Annotated in this window: 24 protein-coding genes; 6 read left to right on the top strand and 18 right to left on the bottom strand. The window is 66.2% G+C overall.

What is annotated here, in order from left to right; genetic code table 11:
• Positions 1-40: 40 nt before the first annotated feature.
• The 8 genes from SB751_RS04885 to purB all read right to left on the bottom strand — a co-directional run bounded on the left by SB751_RS04885 (position 41) and on the right by purB (position 8,757).
• The gene (locus tag SB751_RS04885) at positions 41-1,039 is read right to left on the bottom strand and encodes a response regulator (RefSeq protein WP_144202506.1); all 999 of its coding nucleotides are present in this window, start codon (positions 1,037-1,039) and stop codon (positions 41-43) included.
• Entirely contained in the window at positions 1,036-2,169 is a 1,134-nt protein-coding gene (locus SB751_RS04880) for a hybrid sensor histidine kinase/response regulator (RefSeq protein ID WP_144202508.1), read from the bottom strand. Before SB751_RS04880 ends, SB751_RS04885 begins: the two co-directional genes overlap by 4 nt.
• A gap of 7 nt (positions 2,170-2,176) precedes the next feature.
• Positions 2,177-3,565 carry a sensor histidine kinase gene (locus tag SB751_RS04875; protein WP_244844951.1) on the bottom strand — a complete coding sequence of 463 codons (1,389 nt, stop codon included), beginning with the start codon at positions 3,563-3,565 and terminating at the stop codon, positions 2,177-2,179.
• Complete coding sequence (locus SB751_RS04870; protein ID WP_144202510.1) at positions 3,537-4,928, bottom strand: class I SAM-dependent methyltransferase; 1,392 nt, start codon at positions 4,926-4,928, stop codon at positions 3,537-3,539. The genes SB751_RS04875 and SB751_RS04870 overlap by 29 nt, the downstream gene beginning before the upstream one ends.
• A gap of 333 nt (positions 4,929-5,261) precedes the next feature.
• Positions 5,262-5,852 carry a YceI family protein gene (locus SB751_RS04865; RefSeq protein ID WP_144201457.1) on the bottom strand — a complete coding sequence of 197 codons (591 nt, stop codon included), beginning with the start codon at positions 5,850-5,852 and terminating at the stop codon, positions 5,262-5,264.
• A 78-nt stretch (positions 5,853-5,930) separates the two neighbouring features.
• Entirely contained in the window at positions 5,931-6,506 is a 576-nt protein-coding gene (locus SB751_RS04860) for a YceI family protein (RefSeq protein WP_144201455.1), read from the bottom strand.
• A 33-nt stretch (positions 6,507-6,539) separates the two neighbouring features.
• Positions 6,540-7,124 carry a cytochrome b gene (locus SB751_RS04855; RefSeq protein ID WP_144201453.1) on the bottom strand — a complete coding sequence of 195 codons (585 nt, stop codon included), beginning with the start codon at positions 7,122-7,124 and terminating at the stop codon, positions 6,540-6,542.
• A 256-nt stretch (positions 7,125-7,380) separates the two neighbouring features.
• Entirely contained in the window at positions 7,381-8,757 is a 1,377-nt protein-coding gene (purB, locus tag SB751_RS04850) for an adenylosuccinate lyase (protein WP_144201451.1), read from the bottom strand.
• A gap of 399 nt (positions 8,758-9,156) precedes the next feature.
• On the opposite strand from purB, the gene SB751_RS04845 reads away from it, so the two are divergent.
• Positions 9,157-9,774 (top strand): glutathione S-transferase C-terminal domain-containing protein, encoded by a 618-nt coding sequence (locus SB751_RS04845; RefSeq protein WP_144201449.1) that lies wholly within the window; start codon positions 9,157-9,159, stop codon positions 9,772-9,774.
• Between the two features lie 43 nt (positions 9,775-9,817).
• On the opposite strand, the gene mnmA is transcribed toward SB751_RS04845, so the two are convergent.
• From mnmA to SB751_RS04820, 5 genes are all read right to left on the bottom strand, one after another.
• Complete coding sequence (gene mnmA / locus SB751_RS04840) at positions 9,818-10,897, bottom strand: tRNA 2-thiouridine(34) synthase MnmA (protein WP_144201447.1); 1,080 nt, start codon at positions 10,895-10,897, stop codon at positions 9,818-9,820.
• Complete coding sequence (locus SB751_RS04835; RefSeq protein WP_149137425.1) at positions 10,894-11,400, bottom strand: NUDIX hydrolase; 507 nt, start codon at positions 11,398-11,400, stop codon at positions 10,894-10,896. The genes mnmA and SB751_RS04835 overlap by 4 nt, the downstream gene beginning before the upstream one ends.
• Positions 11,381-12,352 carry a 4-hydroxy-tetrahydrodipicolinate synthase gene (gene dapA, locus SB751_RS04830; protein WP_313819288.1) on the bottom strand — a complete coding sequence of 324 codons (972 nt, stop codon included), beginning with the start codon at positions 12,350-12,352 and terminating at the stop codon, positions 11,381-11,383. Before dapA ends, SB751_RS04835 begins: the two co-directional genes overlap by 20 nt.
• The gene (locus SB751_RS04825; protein WP_144201441.1) at positions 12,339-12,695 is read right to left on the bottom strand and encodes a hypothetical protein; all 357 of its coding nucleotides are present in this window, start codon (positions 12,693-12,695) and stop codon (positions 12,339-12,341) included. Before SB751_RS04825 ends, dapA begins: the two co-directional genes overlap by 14 nt.
• A gap of 130 nt (positions 12,696-12,825) precedes the next feature.
• Positions 12,826-13,584 (bottom strand): TorF family putative porin, encoded by a 759-nt coding sequence (locus SB751_RS04820; RefSeq protein WP_144201439.1) that lies wholly within the window; start codon positions 13,582-13,584, stop codon positions 12,826-12,828.
• Positions 13,585-13,927: 343 nt separating this feature from the next.
• On the opposite strand from SB751_RS04820, the gene SB751_RS04815 reads away from it, so the two are divergent.
• The 5 genes from SB751_RS04815 to SB751_RS04795 all read left to right on the top strand — a co-directional run bounded on the left by SB751_RS04815 (position 13,928) and on the right by SB751_RS04795 (position 18,721).
• The gene (locus SB751_RS04815; RefSeq protein ID WP_144201437.1) at positions 13,928-15,049 is read left to right on the top strand and encodes a Re/Si-specific NAD(P)(+) transhydrogenase subunit alpha; all 1,122 of its coding nucleotides are present in this window, start codon (positions 13,928-13,930) and stop codon (positions 15,047-15,049) included.
• Between the two features lie 75 nt (positions 15,050-15,124).
• The gene (gene panD / locus SB751_RS04810; protein WP_144201435.1) at positions 15,125-15,490 is read left to right on the top strand and encodes an aspartate 1-decarboxylase; all 366 of its coding nucleotides are present in this window, start codon (positions 15,125-15,127) and stop codon (positions 15,488-15,490) included.
• A 123-nt stretch (positions 15,491-15,613) separates the two neighbouring features.
• Entirely contained in the window at positions 15,614-15,937 is a 324-nt protein-coding gene (locus SB751_RS04805) for an NAD(P) transhydrogenase subunit alpha (protein WP_144201482.1), read from the top strand.
• Positions 15,934-17,409, top strand: coding sequence for an NAD(P)(+) transhydrogenase (Re/Si-specific) subunit beta (locus SB751_RS04800; protein ID WP_144201433.1), 1,476 nt, complete (start codon positions 15,934-15,936; stop codon positions 17,407-17,409). The genes SB751_RS04805 and SB751_RS04800 overlap by 4 nt, the downstream gene beginning before the upstream one ends.
• Positions 17,410-17,671: 262 nt before the next feature.
• Positions 17,672-18,721, top strand: a complete 1,050-nt coding sequence (locus SB751_RS04795; protein ID WP_144201431.1) for a two-component system response regulator — start codon at positions 17,672-17,674, stop codon at positions 18,719-18,721.
• 22 nt (positions 18,722-18,743) lie between these two features.
• On the opposite strand, the gene SB751_RS04790 is transcribed toward SB751_RS04795, so the two are convergent.
• The 5 genes from SB751_RS04790 to holA form a co-directional block, all read right to left on the bottom strand.
• A complete protein-coding gene (locus SB751_RS04790) occupies positions 18,744-20,018 on the bottom strand; it encodes a class I SAM-dependent RNA methyltransferase (protein WP_144201429.1) in 1,275 nt (424 codons plus the stop codon).
• Positions 20,019-20,098: 80 nt separating this feature from the next.
• Positions 20,099-20,704 carry a 2-hydroxychromene-2-carboxylate isomerase gene (locus SB751_RS04785; RefSeq protein ID WP_144201480.1) on the bottom strand — a complete coding sequence of 202 codons (606 nt, stop codon included), beginning with the start codon at positions 20,702-20,704 and terminating at the stop codon, positions 20,099-20,101.
• A gap of 48 nt (positions 20,705-20,752) precedes the next feature.
• Positions 20,753-21,175, bottom strand: a complete 423-nt coding sequence (locus SB751_RS04780; protein WP_211944161.1) for a CopD family protein — start codon at positions 21,173-21,175, stop codon at positions 20,753-20,755.
• A 49-nt stretch (positions 21,176-21,224) separates the two neighbouring features.
• The gene (locus SB751_RS04775; RefSeq protein ID WP_144201425.1) at positions 21,225-22,505 is read right to left on the bottom strand and encodes a glutamate-5-semialdehyde dehydrogenase; all 1,281 of its coding nucleotides are present in this window, start codon (positions 22,503-22,505) and stop codon (positions 21,225-21,227) included.
• Positions 22,506-22,606: 101 nt separating this feature from the next.
• Positions 22,607-23,677, bottom strand: coding sequence for a DNA polymerase III subunit delta (holA, locus tag SB751_RS04770; RefSeq protein WP_144201423.1), 1,071 nt, complete (start codon positions 23,675-23,677; stop codon positions 22,607-22,609).
• Positions 23,678-23,701: the final 24 nt, after the last annotated feature.

Below are 23,701 nucleotides of genomic sequence, written 5' to 3'. Positions count from 1 at the left end.
AAGGCGCCCTCGGGCGCCTTTTTCTTTGCCATGGCGGGACTCAGTCCGACAGCTGCTCGATCCACACCGCGAGGCGGTCCGAGGCGAAGGTCTCGGTCCGCACGCCGGCACGTGCCGAGATGGCATCGCCCTCGCGTTGCAGCCGCAGCGCGCCACCCGCCTCCTCGATCCATAGCAGAACGGCCAGCCAGTCGGCGTGCCCGGCCGAAACCGCCTCGCCCACCGGGTTGCCGACGAACTCGCCGAGCGCCGCCGGGGCGAGCCAGGTCACGGTATCGCCGTCGCGTCGCACGGCGCCGTCGCCCAGCGTTTCGGCGAGGACGGCCACTGCGTCGGCGGCGCCCTTCCCGGTCAGTCGGCCTCGCAATTCGGCGAGCCGCGTGCCCACAGCGTGGCCGAACGTGCCGCTGCGCTGGCTTTCCGCGCCAACCAGGTCGGCGTAGTCCAGCCGCTGCCAGTCAGGCTCCGCGTTGCGCGCGCCAGCCAGCGAGGTGCCGGCCAGGTAGGTTTCCACCGGCTGGAAGCGGCCGGGGCCAATCAGGCTCGCGCACAGCGCCTGCACCATGCCGACGCGCGTGGCCACGGTCTGCTTTTGCAGCACTGACAGCTTCTCGCGCAGCAACTGGTCACGCTCCTTGCGCAGCCCGGCCAGCTCCAGCGCCTGCTTCAGTTCCATGCGCAGCGCGGTGATATCCCACGGCTTCTTGATATAGCGGTGGATCTGGCCCTGGTTCACCGCTTCCACGGTCTGGTCCAGCTCCGAATAGGCCGTGGTCAGGATGCGCACGATATGCGGGTAGCGCTCGCGCGCGTAGCGCAGCAGTTCATTGCCATACTCGCCCGGCATGCGCTGGTCCGAGACCAGCACGGCGAGGCTGCCGGCATGGGCGTCGAGCAGGGCCTTGCCCTCCTCCACCGAGCCGCCGGTCACCACCGGGGCCAGCTGGCCAATGGCGCGCTGGAAGTACTTGACGGCCGTGGCCTCGTCATCGACGAACAGAATCGCCGGGGGTGCCTGCGTAGTATTCAGTTCGCTCATCGATCACTCCTGTGCATACGATTCTTGAAATTTGGGAAGTCGAGGGTAACGGTGGTGCCGGCCCCGGTTGCCGACGCAATGCGGATGCCGCCGCCGAATGACTGCATCACGCGGTTGCAGAAGATCATGCCCATGCCGCTGCCGCCGGCCGCCGCGTGCGTCGTGACCGGGTCCACGAGCAGCCGGTCCATCACTTCCGGGGGAATGCCCGGGCCATTGTCGGCAATACGGATCTCGGGGCGCTCGCCGGCCACCACCACGAAGCGCAGCGCCGGCGTGGGCACGTCGCCCAGCGCCCGCAGCGCGTTGCTCATGACAGACGACAGCACCAGCGCCACGCAATTTGGCAGCGTTGGCACCGGGAAATCGCCATGCAGCTCAACTTGCACCCAGTCACGTTGGTTATCGGCAAAAGGATAGGTATCCAGTAGCGACGCCACCAGCGCGCCCGCGCTGACCTCCTGCCCGACACCGGGCTTGGGCGCCACCGTGCCCGCGCTACTGCGCACGGACTGCAGGAACGACGACAGCACCGCCAGGCAATACTGGGCGTTGTCATGCATCGCGCCGGCCGCATGGCCGATCTCGGCGTTGCGCTGCGGGCTGTACTCGCCTGCCACGCGCGAGCCAATGCCACGCGCGAAGTTGGCGATGGCCGCCAGCGGGGTGTTTAGTTCGTGGGCCAGGAACGCCAGCGTCTCGTCGATGGCCATCAGGCGCTGCTGACGGACCGCACGCTCCCGGTGCCGCTCGCCAGCCAGCCGCAGCACGTCGCGAATCTCGGCCACAGCCAGCGGCTTTTCCAGGATGCGGAAGACCTCGCCGCTGTTCACGGTCTTCAGCAGCATGTCCTTGTCGGCGTAGGCCGTCACGAGCAGGCGCACGATATGCGGGTATTCCTGCGACACTTGGCGCAGCAAATCGCCGCCATCGCGCCCCGGCATGCGGAAATCGGTCACCAGAATCGAAATCTGTGCATGATGCGCGTGCAGCACCGCCATGGCGCCATCGGCGCTCGTGGCCGACAGCACCTCGTATTCGTTGCCGACCGCCCGCGCGAAGTACTTGCACGCCATCTCCTCGTCATCGACGTAGAGGACGGTCGGGCGCGGCTGGCTGGTATCGCTCATCGCCCCCTCACTCCGCACGCGGCAGGTCGAAGCTGAACGCGGCCCACTGGCCCAGTTCGCTCTCGGCAAACAGCACGCCGCCGTGGCGCTCGATGACCGCGTAGCTGATCGACAGCCCGAGGCCCAAACCCTGGCCCACCTCGCGCGTGGTGAAGAATGGCTCGAACACCCGCGCAAGGTGCTCCGGCGCAATGCCAGGCCCGTTGTCGCGCACATTCACGTGCAGGCGGCCGTCGGCCCACTTCACCGTGGTGTGGATGGCCGGCTGCTGCGTGCCGGCCTTGCGCATGGCCAGCGCGGCGTTCGAGAACAGGTTGATCAGCACGCCGATAATGGCCGCTTCGTCGCCCATCACGAGCGTATCGTCGGGCAATTCGCGCGTTACCTTCACGCCGCGCAGCTCGTGCGCGGTCAGCCGGACCGATGAGTCCAGTGCCTTCTCGAACAGGAACGGGGTGCCCTCTACCTCGGCCCCCGGCTTGCGGTAAGCGAATGTCTTCAGGTCGGAGACGATATGCTGGATGCGCTGCATGCCCTGCTTGGCATCGACCAGGCACTCCTGGAGCCCCGGCTCGTTCTTGGTGACCGGTTCCTCCATGGCCACCTCGATTGCCATCAGGCAGAAGTTCACAGGATTGTTGACTTCGTGCAGCAAGCCCGCCGCCAGCGTACCGATGGCGGCCATCTTCTCCTGCTGGAGCATCTGGCCCTTGATATCGACCAGCTTGCGGTTGATGACCTCGAGTTCGGTGTTCTTGTCCGCCACTTCGGCCTTCAGGCGGAACAGCATGAAGCGCGCCCGTTCATTAAAGAACGTGTACACGCCACTGGCCGCCGCGGCAAACAGCAGGAACAGCGAATTGACGATGAAGGTGCCCATCGGCTCGACACCGCCCGAGTGCAGCAGGCAGGCTGCCGCATAGAGCAGGTACGAGAGCACGCCGAAGACAAGGTTCTGCCAGAGCCCGAACGGCAGCGCGATACCGGACGCGAAGATCGCCAGGTTCAGGCCCACGTAGTACGGCGACTCCACGCCCTCGGTCTGCGAGATCATCCACGCAATCATGATCTGCGGCAGCAGCAGCCACGACATCGTCAGCCACGGCGCGAAGCGGCGGCCGGCGTTGCTGTAGAGCGCCACGATCACCCCGGCGATCAGCAGCGACACCACGATCCGCGCCACGGCGAACGGCAGTTGCTTGTCCGGATACTGGCCGTAATCGAGCCCTACGCCCAGCAGCACCAGCACGATGGCCGTGTAGGCGCCGCCCCGGCTGAACGCCAGGCGAAAGTCGGCCAACTCGGACTGGTAGCCGGCGTACAGCTCGTTGCCACGCGCCGCCGGGGCAGACGGCGCCACCTCGGCGTCACTGGATAGCGGCTTCGGCGAAGACATTGACGCCGGTTTCATCGACATAGAGTCGGTGGGCATTCGAGTTCTCCGGCAGCAGCGAGGCCATGCCGGCCTCGTCGCGATAGATCAGGTACCACTCCAGCAGGTGCTCCATCCCGAACTTCTCGGGGTTGTCGGAGTGGACGTTGGTAACCAGCAGATGGCCGCCCGGGCGCGTGCGCGAGGCGAAATAGGTCAGCAGCCGCGAGCAGACCTTGTCCGACAGGTAGTCGAACAGCCCGGCGCAGTACACGGCGTCGAATGTGCGCGTGGTGGGGTCGTCGGGCGAGATCCGGCGCTTGAGCAGGTCATGCACCGACTGGTGGACCATTTCGACGGACACCTTGTGCCCGGCCGAAGCCGCCGAGCGCTCGATGGAATTGCGCGTGTACGCGAGTGTTTCCTCGCTGAAATCCACGAGCTGGAACGACAGCAATTCCGGATTCGGGTACTCGCGCACGAAGCGCTGGATCTCGAACGCCGGCCCGCAGCCCACGTTCAGCACGCGGAACGGCCGGCCTTCGGCACGCGCGCGCTCGGCCTGGCGAGTCAGGTAATCGACCAGCAGGTCGATCCGGTTGCGGTGCGCGGTGGCCACCGCCGCCTTCAGGAACGCCGTGTTGACGATCTGGAAGTACGTGGTCGGCCCCTGCTGCGGGTCGCTCAGGATCTGGTTGACCATCTCGTAGTCGCCGGCATAGCCAAGCGGCTTCGTAAACGTCCGATAGACGAACGGCGCACGCAGCAGCAGCGGGTGCAGGGCCGCCTGGGCATAGGTACGGTGCACGGGGGCGATCTCGGGGTCCACCTGCTGGGCCTCGCCCTCGAGCCAGTCCAGGTACACCTTGACCTTGCCCATCAGCGGCGAGGCCAGTTCGTAGAACACGTCCTCGCGCAGCCGCCCCTCGGTCTTGGGCAGCGACTCGGTCAGGTCCACCTGCTCGACCCAGCGCGACACCTCCGAGAGGTACGCGCGCATCTCGTTGACCACGATCTGGTAGTCGCGGCGGATATTGAAACGGGTGTCCCAGTCCTGCACGAACAGCTCGGCCTCCCGCGCGACCGATTTCGGTGCGTCGTTGACGTCGGTCAGCTCGCGCCATTCGTCGATCAATGTCAGGGAGACCACGGCGGTCAGGCCGGTATTCACCAGGCTCATGACCACGGCCTTGCCGAGGTAGGCGTTCTTCGCCCCCATCCGCACGCTCAGCTCACTGAGCACCTCGCTGACCTGAACGATCGAATAGGGATTGTAGATTTCCATCACCAGCGACTTGCGCTGGAGATTGATGATCGTGCCCCGCACCTGCTCGCCCTGCGAGTTGCGGAAGCTAACTACCGGATCGATTTGCGTTTTGGAGTACACGGTATCGCGCCAGGGAAATCCAGGGAACGCTGTGGGCCGGGGCGCCCAAAGGGGCCGGCCGGGTACAGCTCAGGCAAGAAGCTTGCGGCGGGGGTACCGGAATCAGGGAATGCAGCCAATACTCATAACGATGCGCGTGACCGGTTATGGGGCAGACGCACGCCGGGAGTGGCAGGCGCGGCGCCCCCGAGGGTGGGACTGCGGCGAGCCATTGTACTGTGGCTGCCGGAAACCATACAACAATGCTTCCGCGCCATGAAGAGGGGTATCGGCAGGAACGAAAAAAGGGCCGGCGTGTTGCCGGCCCTTCCCGTTTTGTAACAAACGCCTGACTTAGTCGGCCTTGACGGCTTCCACCTGGATCGCCAGCTTGACGTCCTGCTTGAAACCGTACTTCGCGCCGTAGTCGATGCCGAAGTCCGCGCGATTGAACTGGCCCACGGCATCGGCACCGCATGCCTCGCGCTTGAGCATCGGGTGCTCCATGCACTTGAACTGGCGAATTTCCAGCTTTACCGGCTTCGACACGCCGCGCAGCGTCAGCACGCCATCCACCTCGGTCGGCACGTCGCCCTTGAACTTCGAGAACTTGCCCTTGTAGGTGGCTTCCGGGAAGGCCTGCACGTCGAACATGTCCGGGCCCTTGGCGTGCTCGTTCAGCTTGGCGTTGCCGAAGTCGATCGACGACGGGTCGATCTTGATCTCGACCGTGCCGGCCTTGGCCGCGCGGTCCAGCGTGACCACGCCGGTCGACTTGTCGAACTTGCCGCGCCAGTTGGACAGGCCGCCCATGTGGTCGGCCTCGAAGCTCGGGTAGGTGTGGGTCGGGTCCACGTTGTAGGTCACGGCGTTGGCCATGGCGGCGCCGGCGGCCAACGTGGCGGAGGCAGCGGCAACGGCCGCGAACAGGGTGCGCATCTTCATGTCTGGGTCTCCCGTCAAAAGGTTGGAGAGGAAAGTCGAAATTCAGCGAAAAATCGGTGGGCGGGCACGCGGCCTGCTTCAGCCCTTCTTCGCCGGGGTCACGATATGGAACTTGATCTGCACGTCGTCGGCCACCACGGAAGTGTCCTTCCATTCGCCGTCGCCGATATTGAACACGGTGCGCTTGATCGGCAGCACACCGTCGAACACCTGCCCTGCCGCGTCCTGCTTGTAGGTGGCAGGCACCACCACGTCCAGGGTCTTGCCCTTGATGGTCAGCTTGCCGGCCACATCGTACTTCCCGGCTGCACCGGCCTTGATGGCGGTGGACTGGAACACGGCCTTGGGAAATTTTGCGGCGTCGAACCAATCCTTGCCCTTGACCTCCTTGGTGGTCTCGGCATCGCCGATCTCGAAGCTCGACACGTCGATTTCCACCTTGGCGGACGACGTGGCCAGCTTGGCCGGGTCGAAATCGACCGTGGCGTCGAACTTCTTGAACTTGCCTTCCATCGGCACGCCGATCTGCCGCGCCGTGGCGGTGACGGTGCTCTTGGCCGTGTCGATCTGCGCCCAGGCCAGGTTGGCGGCCAGGCCGGCCGTGGCCAGCGCGGCGGCTACGACGATGGCGCCGGGACGGGTCATGCGTTTCATCGGTGCACTCCTCTCAGGAAAATACGATGTCATTCAGCGCAGGAACGGAATCATCCGGGCAAGCGTGCCGTCGCGGTCGATCACCTGGTGCTTGATGGCGGCGGCTGCGTGCAGCAGCACGATGCCCGCCATCAGGTAGTTGAGCCAGGCGTGGACGGCCTGCAGGATCGGCTTGAGCGTGGTATTGGCCTCGATCAGCACCGGCATCTTCCAGAGGCCCAGGTAGACCACGGGCACGCCGGCAGAGAGGCTGTAGAAATAGCCGGTCAGCGGCACCACGAGGATCAGCAGGTAGAGCAGATGGTGCGCCGCGGCGGCGGCGCGGGCCTGCCAGGCCGGCGTGCCGGCTGCCACAGGCGGCGCGGCGTGGGTGGCGCGCCACAGCACGCGCAGCACGGCCACGGCAAAGATCGTCACGCCGAGCCATTTGTGCCACGAGAAAAGCTTGAGCTTGGTTGGCGTCAGGCCAGGAATGCCGGTCATGTACAGGCCCAGCCCGAACGCCGCGAAAATGCCGAACGCGATCAGCCAGTGCAGGCCGATGGCGGTCGCCGTGTAGCCATTGGCACCCTTGCCGCCGCGACTGTGCGCGACGCTGTGCACCCCGTATGAAGTCATGTTTGTGAATCCCTTCGATTTTTCTTTTTGCGATCGTCCGGGCCGGGCGATTCGCCAGCGGGGGCTTGTGTCGCCCTATCCTGCTGGCAGGAATTCTCGCATTATTGGCATTCGTCCAGGTGCTGTGAGATGCGGAACTTCATGAAGTCGTTCAAATGATTTGATGTGACGCATTGTCGCAGGGGCAAAAAAAGGGCCGGCGCAATGCCAGCCCTTCTTCCACATCGCTCCAGACCCTTACGGGTCCCCGGCGTCGTCAGATCTTGTTCGCCAGTTCCACGGCCTTGCCGATGTAGCTGGCCGGCGTCATGTCCAGCAGCAATTGCTTGGCATCGTCCGGAATCGCCAGGCCCGACACGAAGGTCTGCAGCGCCTCGCGCGAGATGCCCTTGCCGCGCGTCAGCTCCTTGAGCTGCTCGTACGGGTTCGGCACGCCAAAGCGGCGCATCACGGTCTGCACCGGCTCGGCCAGCACTTCCCAGCAGTTGTCGAGGTCTTCGTTCAGGCGTTCCGGATTGGTTTCCAGCTTGCCCAGGCCGCGCAGGCAGGCCTCGTAGGCCAGCAGGCTGTAGCCGAAGGCCACGCCCATGTTGCGCAGCACGGTGGAGTCCGTCAGGTCACGCTGCCAGCGCGAAACCGGCAGTTTTTCCGAGAGGTGGCGCAGCACCGCGTTGGCCAGGCCGAGGTTGCCTTCCGAGTTCTCGAAGTCGATCGGGTTGACCTTGTGCGGCATCGTCGACGAGCCGATCTCGCCAGCCTTGGTCCGCTGCTTGAAGTAGCCCAGCGAGATATAGCCCCACACGTCGCGGTTCAGGTCCAGCAGGATCGTGTTGGCGCGCGCGATAGCGTCGAACAGCTCGGCCATGTAGTCGTGCGGCTCGATCTGGATGGTATACGGGTTGAAACTCAGGCCCAGGCGCGACTCGATCACCTGCTTCGAGAACGCTTCCCAGTCGAACGTCGGGTAGGCCGACAGGTGGGCGTTGTAGTTACCCACCGCGCCATTCATCTTGCCGAGCAGTTCCACGCGCTGGATGCGCTCGATGGCGCGCGCCAGGCGGGCGGCCACGTTGGCCATTTCCTTGCCCAGCGTGGTCGGGCTGGCCGGCTGGCCGTGCGTGCGCGACAGCATCGGCTGGGTGGCATTGGCGCGTGCCAGTTCCACCAGGCGGGCCTGCACGCGCTGGAGCGTGGGCACCAGCACGCCGTCACGGGCGCCCTTGAGCATCATGCCGTGCGAGGTGTTGTTGATGTCTTCCGAGGTGCAGGCGAAATGGATGAACTCGCTCGCGGCCTCCAGCTCGGCGTTGCCCTTGACCTGCTCCTTGAGCCAGTACTCCACGGCCTTGACGTCGTGGTTGGTCACAGCCTCGATGTCCTTGATGCGGGCGGCGTCGGCTTCGGTGAAGTTCTCCACCAGCGCCTGCAGCTTCGCCTCGGAATCGGCCGAGAACTTCGGCACGTCGGGCAGGCCGGCCTGGGCCAGGGCGATCAGCCAGTTGACCTCGACCTTCACGCGGTTGCGCATGAAGGCCGCCTCGGAGAGCCACTCGCGCAGCGCGTCGGCCTTGGCGGCATAACGGCCATCGATGGGAGACAGTGCGGTGAGCGGCGAAAGGGATGGGGTGGACATGCTGGCAACCGGGAGAAAGAGGGGAAGACGGGGTTCCGCGGGGGCGCGGTAACCATGCGAAGACTGGCGAGGCGGGCGGCTTCAAGCGACCGATGCGCCGCACGGGGCGAGCCGCCGGGCGCGCCATCGGACCTGCCGCCGGCACGCCACAAAGGGCTGGCCGGCATCGCGCAACGCGGGATTTTACCATCGCCCACCGCACCTGTGCGGTGCGCCATGGGTCAGGCGACACGGAGCGTGCGAAGCGCCGCATTGACACGGCATGCGCGGGCCGGCGCGGGTATACTCGCGCTCGCCATTCCAGTAGCCTGTTATGAAGTCCATCGACATGCCGCCCGCCAGGGCGCCATGGCAGCCACAGAGCGCCGATGCACTTCATAACAAGCTCAAGGGGAGAACATGAAGCTGTATGCGTCCCACACCAGCCCGTACGCGCGCAAGGTGCGCGTGGTGCTGGCGGAAAAGAAGGTCGACTACCAGATGATCGAGGAGAACGTCTGGTCGCCCGAAACCACCATCGGCCAGTTCAACCCGCTCGGCAAGGTGCCCTGCCTGGTCATGGAGGACGGTGGCGCGGTCTTCGATTCGCGCGTGATCGCCGAATACGCCGATACGCTGTCGCCGGTTGGCCGCCTGATTCCGCAGGGCAGCCGCGAGCGGCTCGAGGTGCGCTGCTGGGAAGCCCTGGCCGATGGCCTGCTCGACGCCGCGCTGCTGGTACGCCTGGAAACCACCCAGCGCGAGGCAGGCCAGCGCAGCGAGTCATGGGTCCAGCGCCAGCGGACCAAGATCGACGCCGCACTGGCCGCGATGGCCTCGGGCCTGGGCGAGCGCCCGTGGTGCACCGGCATCCATTTCACCCTGGCCGACGTGGCCGTGGGCTGCGCCCTGGCCTACCTGGACTTCCGTTTCCCGAACATCGGCTGGCGCGAGCAATACCCGAACCTCGTCGCGTTCCAGGAAAAGATCGAGAAGCGCCAGTCGTTCATCGACACCGCCCTGCCCTCGGCAGGTTGAGCGCAGGCTCAGCGGGCTGGCGCCAGAGCGCCAGCCGTCGGTTTCACTGGATGATGCCGCCGCCCAGGCAGACGTCGCCGTCGTAGAGCACGGCGGACTGGCCCGGCGTCACCGCCCATTGCGCCTCGGCGAAGGCCAGCTTCAGCACGTCGCCATTGGCCGCTTCTACCCGGCATGCCGCATCGCTCTGGCGATAGCGCGTCTTGGCCGCCATCTCGGCGCCGGCTGCAGGTGGCTCACCCGCCACCCAGGACAGGTCAGCCGCTTCCAGCACCGGCGTCAGCAGCCACGGATGGTCGTGCCCCTGCACCACGTACAGCGTGTTGCTGGCCATGTCCTTGCGCGCCACGTACCAGGCATCGCCGCTGCCTTCGCGGCTGCCGCCCAGGCCAATGCCCTTGCGCTGGCCCAGCGTATAGAACGCCAGTCCGATGTGCTCCCCCACCACTTTGCCCTCGGGCGTCTTCATCGGCCCCGGCTTGGTCGGCAGGTAGCGATTGAGGAAGTCGCGGAACGGCCGCTCGCCGATAAAGCAGATCCCGGTCGAATCCTTCTTCTTCGCGTTCGGCAGGCCGATCTCGGCGGCGATCTCGCGCACGCGCGTCTTCGGCATCTCGCCCAGCGGGAACAGCGTGCGCGACAGCTGCGCCTGGTTCAGCCGATGCAGGAAGTAGCTCTGGTCCTTGGTGTGGTCGAACGCCTTGAGCAGCTCGAAGCGCCCGTTGTCCGCCTGCCGCACGCGCGCATAGTGGCCCGTGGCGATGGTGTCGGCGCCCAGCGACATCGCGTGGTCCAGAAACGCCTTGAACTTGATCTCGGCATTGCAGAGCACGTCCGGGTTGGGCGTGCGGCCGGCCGAGTACTCGCGCAGGAAATCGGCGAACACGCGGTCCTTGTATTCGGCGGCGAAGTTCACCGCCTCCACGTCCACGCCGATCAGGTCGGCCACGGACACCACGTCGAGCCAGTCCTCGCGCGTGGAGCAGTATTCGCTGTCGTCATCGTCCTCCCAGTTCTTCATGAACAGGCCGATGACCTCGTACCCCTGCTGCTTGAGCAGCCACGCGGTGACCGACGAATCGACCCCGCCCGACATGCCCACGACCACCCGCTTGCCGCTCACGATGCGTCTCCCGTGGTGGTCGCCACGCTCGTGGGATGCGTATAAAGCACATCCAGCGCGAAGCGCTTGCCGGCGAGGTAGTCGTCCACACAGGCCATCAGCAGCGGGGTGCGATGGCGCTCAGGGCAGGCGCGCAGTTCCTCGGCCGTCATCCACAGCGTGCGGATGATGCCGGTATCGAGCTGGCGGCCCTCATCGAGCGTGCCGAGGTCGCCGGTGAAGGCGAAGCGGATATAGGTGGTGTCGCCCTGGTCGCGCGACGACAGGCCCCGGCTCATATAGCAGCCGAGCAGCGCGCGCGGCTCGAAGGTGTGGGCGGTTTCCTCGAGGGTCTCGCGCACGACGGCGCGGATCAGGCTTTCGCCCGCTTCCAGGTGGCCGGCCGGCTGGTTCAGCCGCAGGCCGTCGCGCGTTTCCTCTTCAACCAGCAGGAAGCGGCCGCCGCGTTCGATGACAGCGGCAACCGTGACGCTGGCGTTCCATTCACGTGACATGATGCACATTTTTTAAGCAATCCGGCATTTTACCGGTTGCTGTCGGAATGTGCATGGGTGAAGGCGGAAAGGTCGGGAGGGCAGCGGGCGGCAGCAGCGCCATGGTGGCTTCCAGCCGCGCCGTCAGCGCGCGCGTGGCCGGCGTGAGCGGCTGGCGCACCTCGGCGCGGGCCAGGCCTGCCAGCGCCAGCGCGGCCTTGACCGGCGCGGGGTTCGGCTCGGCGAACATCAGGTCGATCAGCGGCGAGAGCTGGCGGAACAGCGCGCGCGCCGCTTCGTCGCGGCCGGTGCGGGCCAGTTGCAGCAGCCGGACGAACAGGTCCGGGCGGATATGGGCGGCGGCCGGCACCACGCCCGCACCGCCGGCCAGCAGGTGGTCGAGCATGGCGGCATCCTCGCCGCAGAACACGCGCAGGGCATCCTGCCCGACCAGCGCGCGCAGCCCGGCGCGGTCGCATTCCTTGATCGCCACGACCTGCGGATGGTCGGCCAGCCGCAGCGCCAGCGCGGGCGAGATTGTGGAGCCGGTGCGCTTCGGCACGTTGTAGAGCATCAGCGGGCGCGCCGTCTGGCTGGCCACGCGGCGCACGTGCCAGGCGATGCCCTCGTCCGACACGCGCAGGTAGTACGGCGGAGGAACCAGGTAGCCGGCCAGGTCGAAACGATCGAGCGTGCGCACCTGCTCGCAGACCGAGCGCGTATCCACGCCGCCCACGCCTGCCATCACAGGTATGCTGCCCTGCGCCACCTCGAGCACGGCCGCGGTGACCATCAGCCGTTCCGCTTCGGTCAGCAGGCCGCCCTCGCCCGTGGTGCCGAGCACGATCAGGCCGTCCACGCCGGCGCCGGCATAGTGCGCGGCCAGCTGCTGGGCGGCGCGCAGGTCGGGCGCGCCGTGGCGCAACGGCGTGACCAGCGGCAGCCACAGGCCATCGCCAATGACCGGGTCAGTGTGCGGCATGATCGCTCCCCAGCATCGTCGTGACGCCGAACTCGGCCGCCGGCAGCGCGCTCATGATGGCGTGCATGGCGGCATCGCGGCCGGCGCGTTCCACTTCCACATGGAGCGTGGTTTCCCCGTGCCGATGGTCCACCTCCACCACATACACACGGGCGAGCTTGCCGATGGCCCGGTGCAGCGTCTGGCGCAGCATGAAGACCTGCGCCGAGGCCACCGCCAGGCGCAGGCGAATCCAGTGGCCATCGCTGGCGGCGGAGGCTGGCAGGGCGTCACGCCCGGCGCGGCGCCGCGGGACGGTGGCAAAGGCAACGGCGAGGCTCGAGGACTGTCGCGACTGTCGCATTACGCTTGAATCCGCGCGGGGCGGATCGTCTGTGGAACATGGCTCCATGCTAGGGAGCGGCGTCTCAAATTGATGCAGCAATCGCGGCGCCCGGTATCAACAACGCATCAACGCCGCGTCGTCGAGCCGGTCAGAACGTCTTCGTGATGGACGCGAGCGCCGTCGCCTTGCCCATGTAGCGGCCGTGCGAATTCGTATAAATGCCACGCTTGGCGTTGGTGTCGAGGTAGGCCACGGCCACGCTCAGGCCCTTGCCAAAGTCCTTGGTCACGCCGATTTTCCAGTCGGTATACGAGGCATCGCTGAGGTTCTTCACGCCCTGGTAGCCCACGTGCGCGTTGACCGTCAGGTCCCATACGTTGAGCGGCACGTTGGCCGTGAGGTCGATGTAGTAGCTGTTCTTGCTGTCGGCAAACCCGAACAGGTTGGTCAGCGCGTGCGAGTATTTGAGGAACACGGGACCGTAGCCGATGCCGGCGTAGACCTCGGTGGTGTAGGGACGCGTGAAGCCACTCGGATAATCGCCAGGGTAGTAGTACTCGAGCACGCCGAGGTCATAGTTGAATTCGGCGTCGGCCAGCTTGAACGTGTTGCGGAAGCCGCCGTAGAAATCCATCTCCACCGGGGCGGAGACTTCCGCGTTGCTGTCAGAAAGCCAGCTGATGTTCGAGTTCCAGTTGCCGAGGTAGAGGCCGCTCGCGTGGGTGTAGTCGAATCCGCCCTGGATGGCCGGGCGACGGTTGGTCTGCATCAGGCCCCGGTAGCGGTATTCGCTGGCCAGCGTGACATTGGCGGTGAAGGTGTGCGGCGAGGCGTCCGCCTCCTGGGCGAGCGCGGTGGCGCACGGGGCGGCAAGGAGGACGAGAGCGGTAAGGCGGGTAGCGATCATGGATGCTGGATGCGTAACGGGTGTTTGGAGGCGCCCTTCCCAAAAAGGGGGAAAGCGGCGTACCCGTCACGATACGGAGCGGCGCATCAAATCGGCATCAAGATTGGGCACCGTGGCAACATGTTCGAATCAAGAGGGAATCCGGCCTGCATAAAACGAGTCGTTTCATGCGCCGCAAAAATGAGTCGTGGCGACCGCACAAATCGCCGACCATGCGGTCACCACCGAACGTAAGTTTCGGGTAAGCTGCGCAAAAATTGGTGCGCCGCGCCGCGGTGGACCAACGGGCCAGGACGTCTGCCCGCCCAATCAGATACGACGCCAGCTAAAGGAGAAATTGACGATGCATATCGGCATCCCGCAGGAAACGCGGGCAGGCGAGGCACGCGTCGCCGCCACCCCGGAGACCGTCAAGAAGTACGTTGCCCAAGGGCATCAGGTCACGGTGCAGGCTGGCGCAGGCGTACGCGCCAGCATTCCCGACGCGGCGTTCGAAGCCGCTGGCGCGCGCATCGGCACAGCTGCCGATGCCTTCGGCGCCGAGCTGGTGCTGAAGGTGCGTGCACCGGACGACGCCGAGCGCGCCCAGATCAAGCCGGGCGCCGTGCTGGTAGGCATGCTCAATCCCTTCGATATCGAGAACAACGCGCGCATGGCCAGTGCGGCCATCACCGCGTTCGCGCTCGAAGCCGCACCGCGCACCACGCGCGCGCAGAGCATGGACGTGCTGTCTTCGCAGGCCAACATCGCCGGCTACAAGGCCGTGCTGGTGGCCGCGCACCACTACCAGCGCTTTATGCCGATGCTGATGACGGCCGCCGGCACGGTGAAGGCCGCGCGCGTGCTGATCCTCGGCGCTGGCGTGGCCGGTCTCCAGGCGATTGCCACCGCCAAGCGGCTGGGCGCCGTGATCGAGGCCTCGGATGTGCGCCCCGCCGTTAAAGAGCAGATCGAGTCACTTGGCGCCAAATTCCTCGACGTGCCGTTCGAGACCGACGAGGAGCGCGAGATCGCCCAGGGCGTGGGCGGCTACGCCCGTCCCATGCCGGCAGACTGGATGCGCCGTCAGGCCGAACTGGTGCACCAGCGCGCCACGCAGGCCGACATCGTCATCACCACTGCGCTGATTCCGGGCCGCAAGGCCCCCGTGCTGCTGCAGGAAGACACCGTCAAGCAGATGAAGCCCGGCTCGGTGGTGGTCGACCTGGCCGCCGCCCAGGGCGGCAACTGCCCGCTTACCGTGGCCGACGAGGTCGTGGAACGCCACGGCGTGGTCCTGATCGGCTACACCAACCTGGCCGGCATGGTTGCCGCGGACGCCTCCGCGCTCTACGCGCGCAATGTGCTCGACTTCCTCAAGCTGATCGTCGACAAGGACGCGCGCTACACGCTCAACCTCGAAGACGACATCGTCGCCGCCTGCCTGATGTGCAAGGACGGCCAGCTCGTCAGGCAGGCCGCCTAGATTCCCAACCGGTGCCGCCACGCCAGGACACACCGGCGGGCGGCCCACCCAGCCTCAACCAAGGACGTATCACCCATGCAACGCAACATGCTCCGCGCCAAGCTCCACCGTGTCACCGTGACGCAGGCGGACCTCCACTACGAGGGATCGTGCGGCATCGACGAGAATCTTCTCGAAGCTGCCGACATGAAGGAGTTCGAAAAGATCGAGCTGTACAACGTACAGAACGGCGAGCGCTTCTCCACGTACATCATCAAGGGTGCACGCGGCAGCGGCGAGATCTCGCTGAACGGCGCCGCCGCGCGCCGCGCGCACCTGGGCGACCAACTGATCATCTGCACCTACGCACCGATGAGCGACGAGGAAGTGAAGACCTACAAGCCGAAGGTCATCCTCGTGGACGAGAAGAACCGCATCAAGGAAATCAAGAAGATCGACTGATCTTTCTGGATGTTTTCCGATAGCCGCGTCCGGGGCGAGCCGCCCGGCGCGGCGGCGGTGCCGGCCCTGCAGTCCCACATCGATGCGAAGCACGAAGAATTCGAAAGCAACGAGGAGAAGTCGATGGAGATGGTGAACCACACGGTGATCAACCTGATCATCTTTGTGCTGGCAATCTACGTGGGATACCACGTGGTCTGGACAGTGACGCCGGCCCTGCACACCCCGCTGATGGCCGTGACCAATGCAATCTCGGCCATCATCATCGTCGGCGCCATGCTGGCGGCCGGCCTCACGGAAGGCGGCGTGGGCCGCATCATGGGCACGCTGGCGGTGGCGCTGGCGGCGGTCAACGTGTTCGGCGGCTTCCTCGTGACCCAGCGCATGCTGGAGATGTTCAAGAAGAAGGAACCGAAGAAGCTGGCTGGCAAGGAGGGGGCACAATGACCGGACTCGTCAGCATGAACCTCGTCACGCTGCTGTACCTCGTGGCGTCGGTCTGCTTCATCCAGGCACTCAAGGGCCTGTCGCACCCCGCTTCGGCGCGCAAGGGCAACACCTTCGGCATGATCGGCATGGCCATTGCCGTGGTGACCACGCTGGCGCTGATCGTCAAGCTCAAGGAGGAGTTCCTGGCGGCGGGTACGGCCCAGTCGTCGGTCGGCACGGGCCTGGCACTGATCTTCGGTGCGCTGGTCGTGGGCGGCGGCATCGGCGCCTACGTGGCGCGCAAGGTCGAGATGACCAAGATGCCGGAACTGGTGGCGGCGATGCACTCGCTGATCGGTCTCGCGGCGGTGTTCATCGCCGTGGCCGCGGTGGCGGAGCCGGCTGCGTTCGGCATCGCGCCGGCCGGCTCGCACCTGATTCCCACCGGCAACCGGATCGAACTGTTCATCGGCTGCTTCGTGGGCGCCATCACGTTCTCGGGCTCGGTGATCGCCTTCGGCAAGCTGGCGGGGCGCTACAAGTTCCGGCTGTTCCAGGGCGCCCCGGTGGTGTTCCCGGGCCAGCACTGGCTGAACCTGCTGCTGGCCGTGGCGATGTTCGGCTTCGGCATCATCTTCTTCCTGTCGCAGGCGTGGCTGCCGTTCCTGATCATGCTGGCGCTGGCCTTCGTGCTGGGCGTGCTGATCATCATCCCGATCGGCGGCGCGGACATGCCGGTGGTGGTGTCGATGCTGAACTCGTACTCGGGCTGGGCGGCGGCGGGCATCGGCTTCTCGCTGAACAACCCGATGCTGATCATTGCCGGCTCGCTGGTCGGCTCGTCCGGTGCCATCCTCTCGTACATCATGTGCAAGGCGATGAACCGCTCGTTCTTCAACGTGATCCTGGGCGGCTTCGGTGGCGACGCGGCGGCAGCCGGCGCGGCCGGCGCGCAGGCCCAGCGCAACGTGAAGTCCGGCTCGGCGGACGACGCCGCGTTCCTGATGGGCAACGCCGAAACCGTGATCATCGTGCCCGGCTACGGCCTGGCCGTGGCCCGTGCGCAGCATGCGCTTAAAGAATTGACCGAAAAGCTGCACGACAAGGGCGTGATCGTAAAGTATGCGATCCACCCCGTGGCGGGCCGCATGCCGGGCCATATGAACGTGCTGCTGGCCGAGGCCGAGGTGCCGTACGACCAGGTCTTCGAGATGGAGGACATCAACAGCGAGTTCGGGCAGGCCGACGTGGTGCTGGTGCTGGGCGCCAACGACGTGGTCAACCCGGCCGCCAAGACCGATCCGAAGTCGCCCATCGCCGGCATGCCGATCCTGGAGGCGTACAAGGCCAAGACCATCATCGTGAACAAGCGCTCGATGGCCGCCGGCTACGCGGGCCTGGACAACGAACTGTTCTATATGGACAAGACCATGATGGTGTTTGGCGATGCCAAGAAGGTGGTCGAGGACATGTTCAAGGCTGTGGAATGACGCCGGGCGCCGCGGAACGCCAATCTGAATGGGAATCGGAATCCGACTGACAATCAGGCCGGAACCTCTGGTGATTAAAGCGGCGTGAAGACCTGAAATCAACGAAATCGAAGACATGCGGCCGGCAACCAACGCCGGCCGCTTGCTTTTGGCCTCCTTTGGTGCGGCAACATTGCGTGGGCCCATCCGCGCGCTATACTGGCTTGCCACGGCCCCCAACCCTCGCTCTTCATTCGCTGCCGGCCGCAGCCCAGATCGCACCATGACATTCAGCCCGCATGACAGGAACCTGTCGGTCTTCCATCACCCCGTCCTGACGGTGCTGGTGGACGACAGCAAATCGTTTATCGACAGCCTGGCATTCCAGATGGACGCGTCGCGCGCCGTGGTGAGCTTCACCGACCCGCGCGAGGCCCTGACATGGATCCGCGAAGCCTATGCCACCCGGCATCCGGCCTTCCTGCCCGTGCGCGTGACCCATGACGACCTGACCTTCCTGAGCGAGCGGCGCACCGTGCAGCTCGACGTGGACCGCATTCATCGCCAGATCCACGACATCCATCGTTTCATGCAGCCCGGGGTGATCGTGGTGGACTACTCGATGCCGCAGATGGATGGCCTCGAGTTCTGCCAGGCGCTGCAGGACCTGCCGTGCAAGACCATCCTGCTGACTGGCACCGCCGACGAGAGCATCGCGGTGCAGGGCTTCAACCATGGGCTGATCGACCGCTATGTGAAGAAGCACGATCCGAACATGGTGGCGCGGCTCGACCAGGAAATCGACGCCCTCCAGCAGCAATATTTCGCCTCGATCTCGCGCACGCTGCGCGACCTGCTCACGCGGCACTCGTACGCGTTCCTGTCCGATCCGGTGATGGCCGACCGCGTGCGCCAGACCGCCGCGCGCTATGGCTTCGTCGAGTACTACCTGTATCCGAATCCGGTGGGCATCCTGCTGCTGACGGCGCAGGGACATGCCACGCTGATGGTGATCGAGACGCGCGCCGGGCTGATGAGCCAGGTGGAGTCGGCCGAAGCCTACGAGGCGCCGGCCACGCTGATCGAAGGGCTGCGCGAAGGCCGCATCGTGCCATTCTTCTGGCCCGGCAACGGCATGTACACGCCGGCCTGTGCCGATTGGGAGCAATACTGCCTGCCAGCCGAGCGGTGCGAAGGGCGCGAGGAGTATTTCTACGCGCTGTTCGACCTGCCGCGCCACCTGCTCCAGGAGCCGGTGGTGAGCCTGCAGGGCTTCCTGAGCGATTTCGCCCGCAACCCCGAAGCGCTGACGGGGCGGGACAAGCAGGCATAAGCCTGCCCGAGCCGCATCCCGCTTATTCCTTCGGCGCTTCCCCGCCTTCCTTGCGGTTGCCGCCGCGCACCATGTCGAAGCGGAACAGCCGGCATTCGATATTGCCGTTGTAGAGCGGCGTGCGGCGCGATTCCTTGAGCCGCAGGCGCTTCGGGATGCTCAGGTCGCCCGTGAACACCCACGCCTGCCAGCCCGCGAAGTGCTGCTTCAAGGTGGTGGCGAAGGCGCTGGCGAACTGGTTCGCGGCGGCCTCCTCGGCCTCGTCGCGCGGGGCCTCGGGCAGTGCGCCCCGGCGCTGCTCGCCGCGCACGGCGATCCGCTCGCCATAGGGCGGATTCATCAACATCACGCCCGGCGTGGCGAACGGCGGCTGCACGAAGCGCGCATCCACCTGCTTCAGGCGCACCTCGCCCGGCAGCCCGGCGCGCTGCCAGTTGGCGTCGGCCATGGCCAGCATGTCCGTCGAAATATCCGATCCGGCGATCTCCAGCGCCGCCACGCCCTTGGCTGCCGCCTCCTTGGCGCGCTGCGCATCGGCGCGCAGGGCCTGCCAGGCCTTGTTGTCCATGCCCTTGAGCCATTCGAACGCAAACGTCCGCGCCCCGCCCGGCGGGAGGCCCAGCGCCACCTGCGCCGCCTCCACCAGGAACGTGCCGCTGCCGCACATCGGATCGAAGAACGGCCGGTCCGTCTGGCCCTGTACCCATCCCGCCAGCCGCAGGATGCCGGCGGCGAGGTTTTCCTTGAGCGGCGCCTCGCCCTTTTCCATACGCCAGCCGCGCTTGAACAGCGGTTCGCCGGTGGTGTCGAGGTACAGCGTGCAATCGAACTCGGTTAAATGCGCATAAATCCGCACATCCGGGCTGACTGTATCGACGCTGGGCCGGGCGCCGAGCGCCTCGCGCATGGCATCGCAAACACCGTCTTTTACGCGCAGCGCCGTGAAGTTCAGGCTGTGCAGCGGCGACTTGTGCGCGGTGATGTCCACCCGCAGCGACTCGTCGGGCGAGAACCACTGGTCCCAGCGCTGCTGGCGGGCCAGCGCGTAGACGTCGTCCTCATGGCGGTAACCGCGCTGCGCCACGCGCAGCAGCACGCGGCTGGCGATGCGCGAGTGCAGGTTGACGGCATAGGCGGCCGCCATCTCGCCCGAGAACGGCACGCCGCCCGGCACCTCGCGATGCACCTGGAACGGCGCGGCGGCCACCACGGCCGGGTACTGGGCGATTTCCCGCAGTTCCTCGGCAAGGGCAGATTCCAGGCCACGCGGGCAGGGAGCAAAGAAGGCTTGGGTCATGGGAAGAACATCCTGCAAACGAAAACGTCCGCCGTGGCGGACGGGAATGAGACTAGCGTAGCGGACCGCGCGGCGGACCGCTAGTCGGCCGCCAGCGCGCGGTCCAGGAACTCGAGGCGGTCCTGGCCCCAGTACGGCTGGCCGTCCAGCACGAACCATGGCGCGCCGTACACGTTGGCCGAGAGCGCGTCCTGCGTATTCTGCGCGTAGGCGGCCTGCACCGCCTGGCCCTCGCTGGCCTTGAGCAGATTGGCGCCGTCCAGGCCGGCTTCGTCGGCGATCAGCGCCAGCGTGGCCGCATCGGCGATATTGCGCTGGTCGGCCCACACACCGCGGCAGATGGCGCCGGTCAGCTCCAGCGCGCGCGCCGTGCCGTGCGCCAGTTGCGCGGCGATGATCAACCGGGCGGCGGCATCGCCAGACACCGGGAAGAACGTCGGATGCAGGTGCATCGGCAGGCCAAGGAACTTGCTCCAGCGCTCGAGTTCCACCAATCGGTATGCCTGGCGCTGCGGCGGCCGCTGCGCCAGCGGCACGCCGCCCGATACCGCAAACACCTTGCCAAGGTCCATCGGCTTCAGCAGCACCTGGGCGTTATGGCGGTTGGCGATGTCGACGAAGCGGGCGTGTCCGAGATAGGTAAACGGGGACTGCGGCGCCAGGAAGTACTCGACCTGCTTGCTCATCATGACCTCATGTAAGGCTTGGGGGGAGAACGCTGAATCGTACAACGCTTAAAACGGCTTCACGACCACGAGGATCACGATCGCCAGCAGCACCAGCACCGGCAGTTCGTTGAACCATCGATAGAACGTGTGCGAGCGCGCATTGGCGCCCCGCTCGAACTTGCGCAACAACACGCCGCAGCCGTGGTGGTAGCCGATCAGCACCACCACCAGCGCCAGCTTGGCGTGCATCCAGCCCTGCCCCGTGCCGCGCCCGATGCCATAGCCAAGGTACAGCCACAGCCCGAACACCACCGCCGGCACGGCCAGCATGGTCATGAACCGGAACAGCTTGCGCGCCATCAGCAGCAGCCGCTGCACGCCAGCCGGATCGGTCTCCATCGCCAGATTGACGAAGATGCGCGGCAGGTAGAACAGCCCCGCGAACCACGACACGACGAAGACGATATGGAGCGACTTGATCCAGAGCATTGGCGGAGGACGTTGTTTTTGAGTGTTGACGAAGCGTGGACGGGAACCCTCAGGTGCGGATTTCCCCGTGCCCGAACACGACGTATTTCAACGAGGTCAGCCCCTCCAGCCCGACCGGGCCGCGCGCGTGGAGCTTGTCGTTGGAAATGCCGATCTCCGCGCCAAGGCCATACTCGAAGCCATCGGCGAAGCGCGTCGAGGCGTTGATCATTACGCTGGCCGAATCCACCTCGCGCAGGAAACGCATGCCGGCGGTGTAGTTTTCGGTGATGATCGAATCGGTGTGGGCCGAACCATAGGTATTGATATGGTCGATGGCCGCGTCGAGCCCGTCCACGGTGCGGATGGCGAGCACCGGCGCCAGGTATTCGAGGCGCCAGTCCTCCTCGGTGGCATCGACCAGCTTGCCGAAGCCTGCCGCTTCCAGGGTGGCGCGCGTGGCCGCGCAGACGCGCAGTTCTACGCCCTTTTCCTGGTAGATGCGGGCCAGCGGCGGCAGCACGGCGGCGGCGATGTCGCGCGACACCAGCAGCGTTTCCATCGTGTTGCACGGCGCGTAGCGCTGGGTCTTGGCGTTGTCGGCCACGCGGATTGCCTTGTCCAGGTCCGCATCGGTGTCGATGTAGACGTGGCAGATACCGTCCAGGTGCTTGATCATCGGCACGCGGGCCTCTTCCATCAGGCGCGCGATCAGGCTCTTGCCACCGCGCGGCACGATCACGTCGACATATTCCGTCATCGTGATCAGCCGGCCCACGGCGGCGCGGTCGGTGGTCTCGATGACCTGCACGGCCTCCGCCGGCAGTCCGGCCGACGACAGCCCTTCCGCCACCAGCGCGGCCAGTGCCGTGTTCGACTCGATGGCCTCGGAGCCCCCGCGCAGGATCGTGGCGTTGCCGGACTTCAGGCACAGCGCCGCGGCGTCGATGGTCACGTTCGGGCGCGACTCGTAGATGATGCCGATCACGCCCAGCGGCACGCGCATCTGACCGACCTGAATGCCGGTCGGGCGGAACTTCATATTGGTGATCTCGCCGATCGGGTCTGCCAGCGCGGCAATCTGCTCCAGCCCTGCCGCCATCGTGACGATGGCCTTGTCGGACAGCGTCAGGCGGTCCACGAACGCGGCGTCCTGGCCGTTGGCGCGGGCACGCTCCACATCGCGCGCGTTCACAGCCTTGAGCTTGTCGGCATCCCGGCGGATGGCGGCGGCGATGGTCAGCAGCGCGCGGTTCTTGTCAGCCGTGGAGGCCCGCGCCATCGCGCGTGACGCCGCGCGGGCCTGCTGGCCAACGCGGTCCATGTAAGCGTTGAGATCGAACTCGGTCATGATGGTGTCCAGGCGCTCCTGGCTCGACTGCGTAGTAGTGTCTCGGGGGCCCCGGGGGCCGGTGTCGGTGCGGTATGTCAGGCGACCGGTCGATCGGAAACTCAGGCCGGGCGCGCGATCATCAGCGCCAGTTGCAGCAGGCCATCCCATGGCTCGGCCGGGAGGCTGCCGCCCGGGCCGCCTGCGCCTGGCAGGTCGGACAGGCCCTTGACCTGCCGGTCCAGCCGGGCGGCCATGGCCAGCGCGGCTTCCAGCTGTGGCAGCGACAACCGCTGCGCGGCCTGCGGCACCAACCGTTCGCGCGGGCCCCAGACGCGCAATTCGCGCATCAGCACGCCCGCAGGCTTGCCGGCCGCCAGCCCTTGCCGGACTTTGGATAATACGCGAATTTCCTCGGTCAGCGCCCACAGCACCAGCACCGTGGCCTCGCCCTCGCCGCGCAGCCCTTCGAGCATGCGCGCGAGGCGGGGCACATCGCCGCCGAGCATCGCCTCGGACAGCTTGAAGACGTCGTAGCGGGCCACGTTGAGCACCGCATCGTGCACCTGGTCGAAGGTAAGCACGCCGGGCGGGTACAGCAGGCCGAGCTTCTGGATTTCCTGGTGCGCAGCGAGCAGGTTGCCTTCCACCTTGTCGGCGATGAACTGGAGCGCGCGGCGCCCGGCCTCGCCCGGTTCCACGCGCTGCTGCTGCAAGCCCAGCCGCTCGCCAACCCAGGCCGGCAGCCGCGTACGATCCACCGCATCGACCTTGATCGACACGCCGGCGGACTCCAGCGCCTGGAACCACGCCGACTTGGACGTCGCGAAATCAAGCCGGGGCAGCGTGACGAGCATCACCACATCTGGCGACGGCTGGGCCGCCACGGCGCGCAGCGCCTCGCCGCCATCCTTGCCGGGCTTGCCGGTCGGGATGCGCAATTCCACGATTTTCCGGTCGCCGAACAGCGACATCGACTGCTGGGCCTCCACCAGCTGGCTCCAGTGGAAGCCGCGCTCGGCCACAAGCACGTCCCGCTCGGAAAAGCCGGCCTCGCGCGCGGTGCGGCGCAGCCGGTCCACTGCCTCGAGCACCAGCAGGTGTTCGTCGCCATGCACGACGTACAGCGGCGCCATGCCCTTGGCCTGGGCCTGCTTCAGGTGCGCATCGAGTCCGTCGAGCTTCAGTTGCATCGCGGTGCGGGGCGGGGTCGAGCC

Source organism: Cupriavidus sp. SIMBA_020 (genome assembly GCF_046535395.1).
Classification (GTDB): Bacteria; Pseudomonadota; Gammaproteobacteria; order Burkholderiales; family Burkholderiaceae; genus Cupriavidus; species Cupriavidus campinensis.
This window is presented reverse-complemented; position numbering and strand designations above follow the sequence as displayed.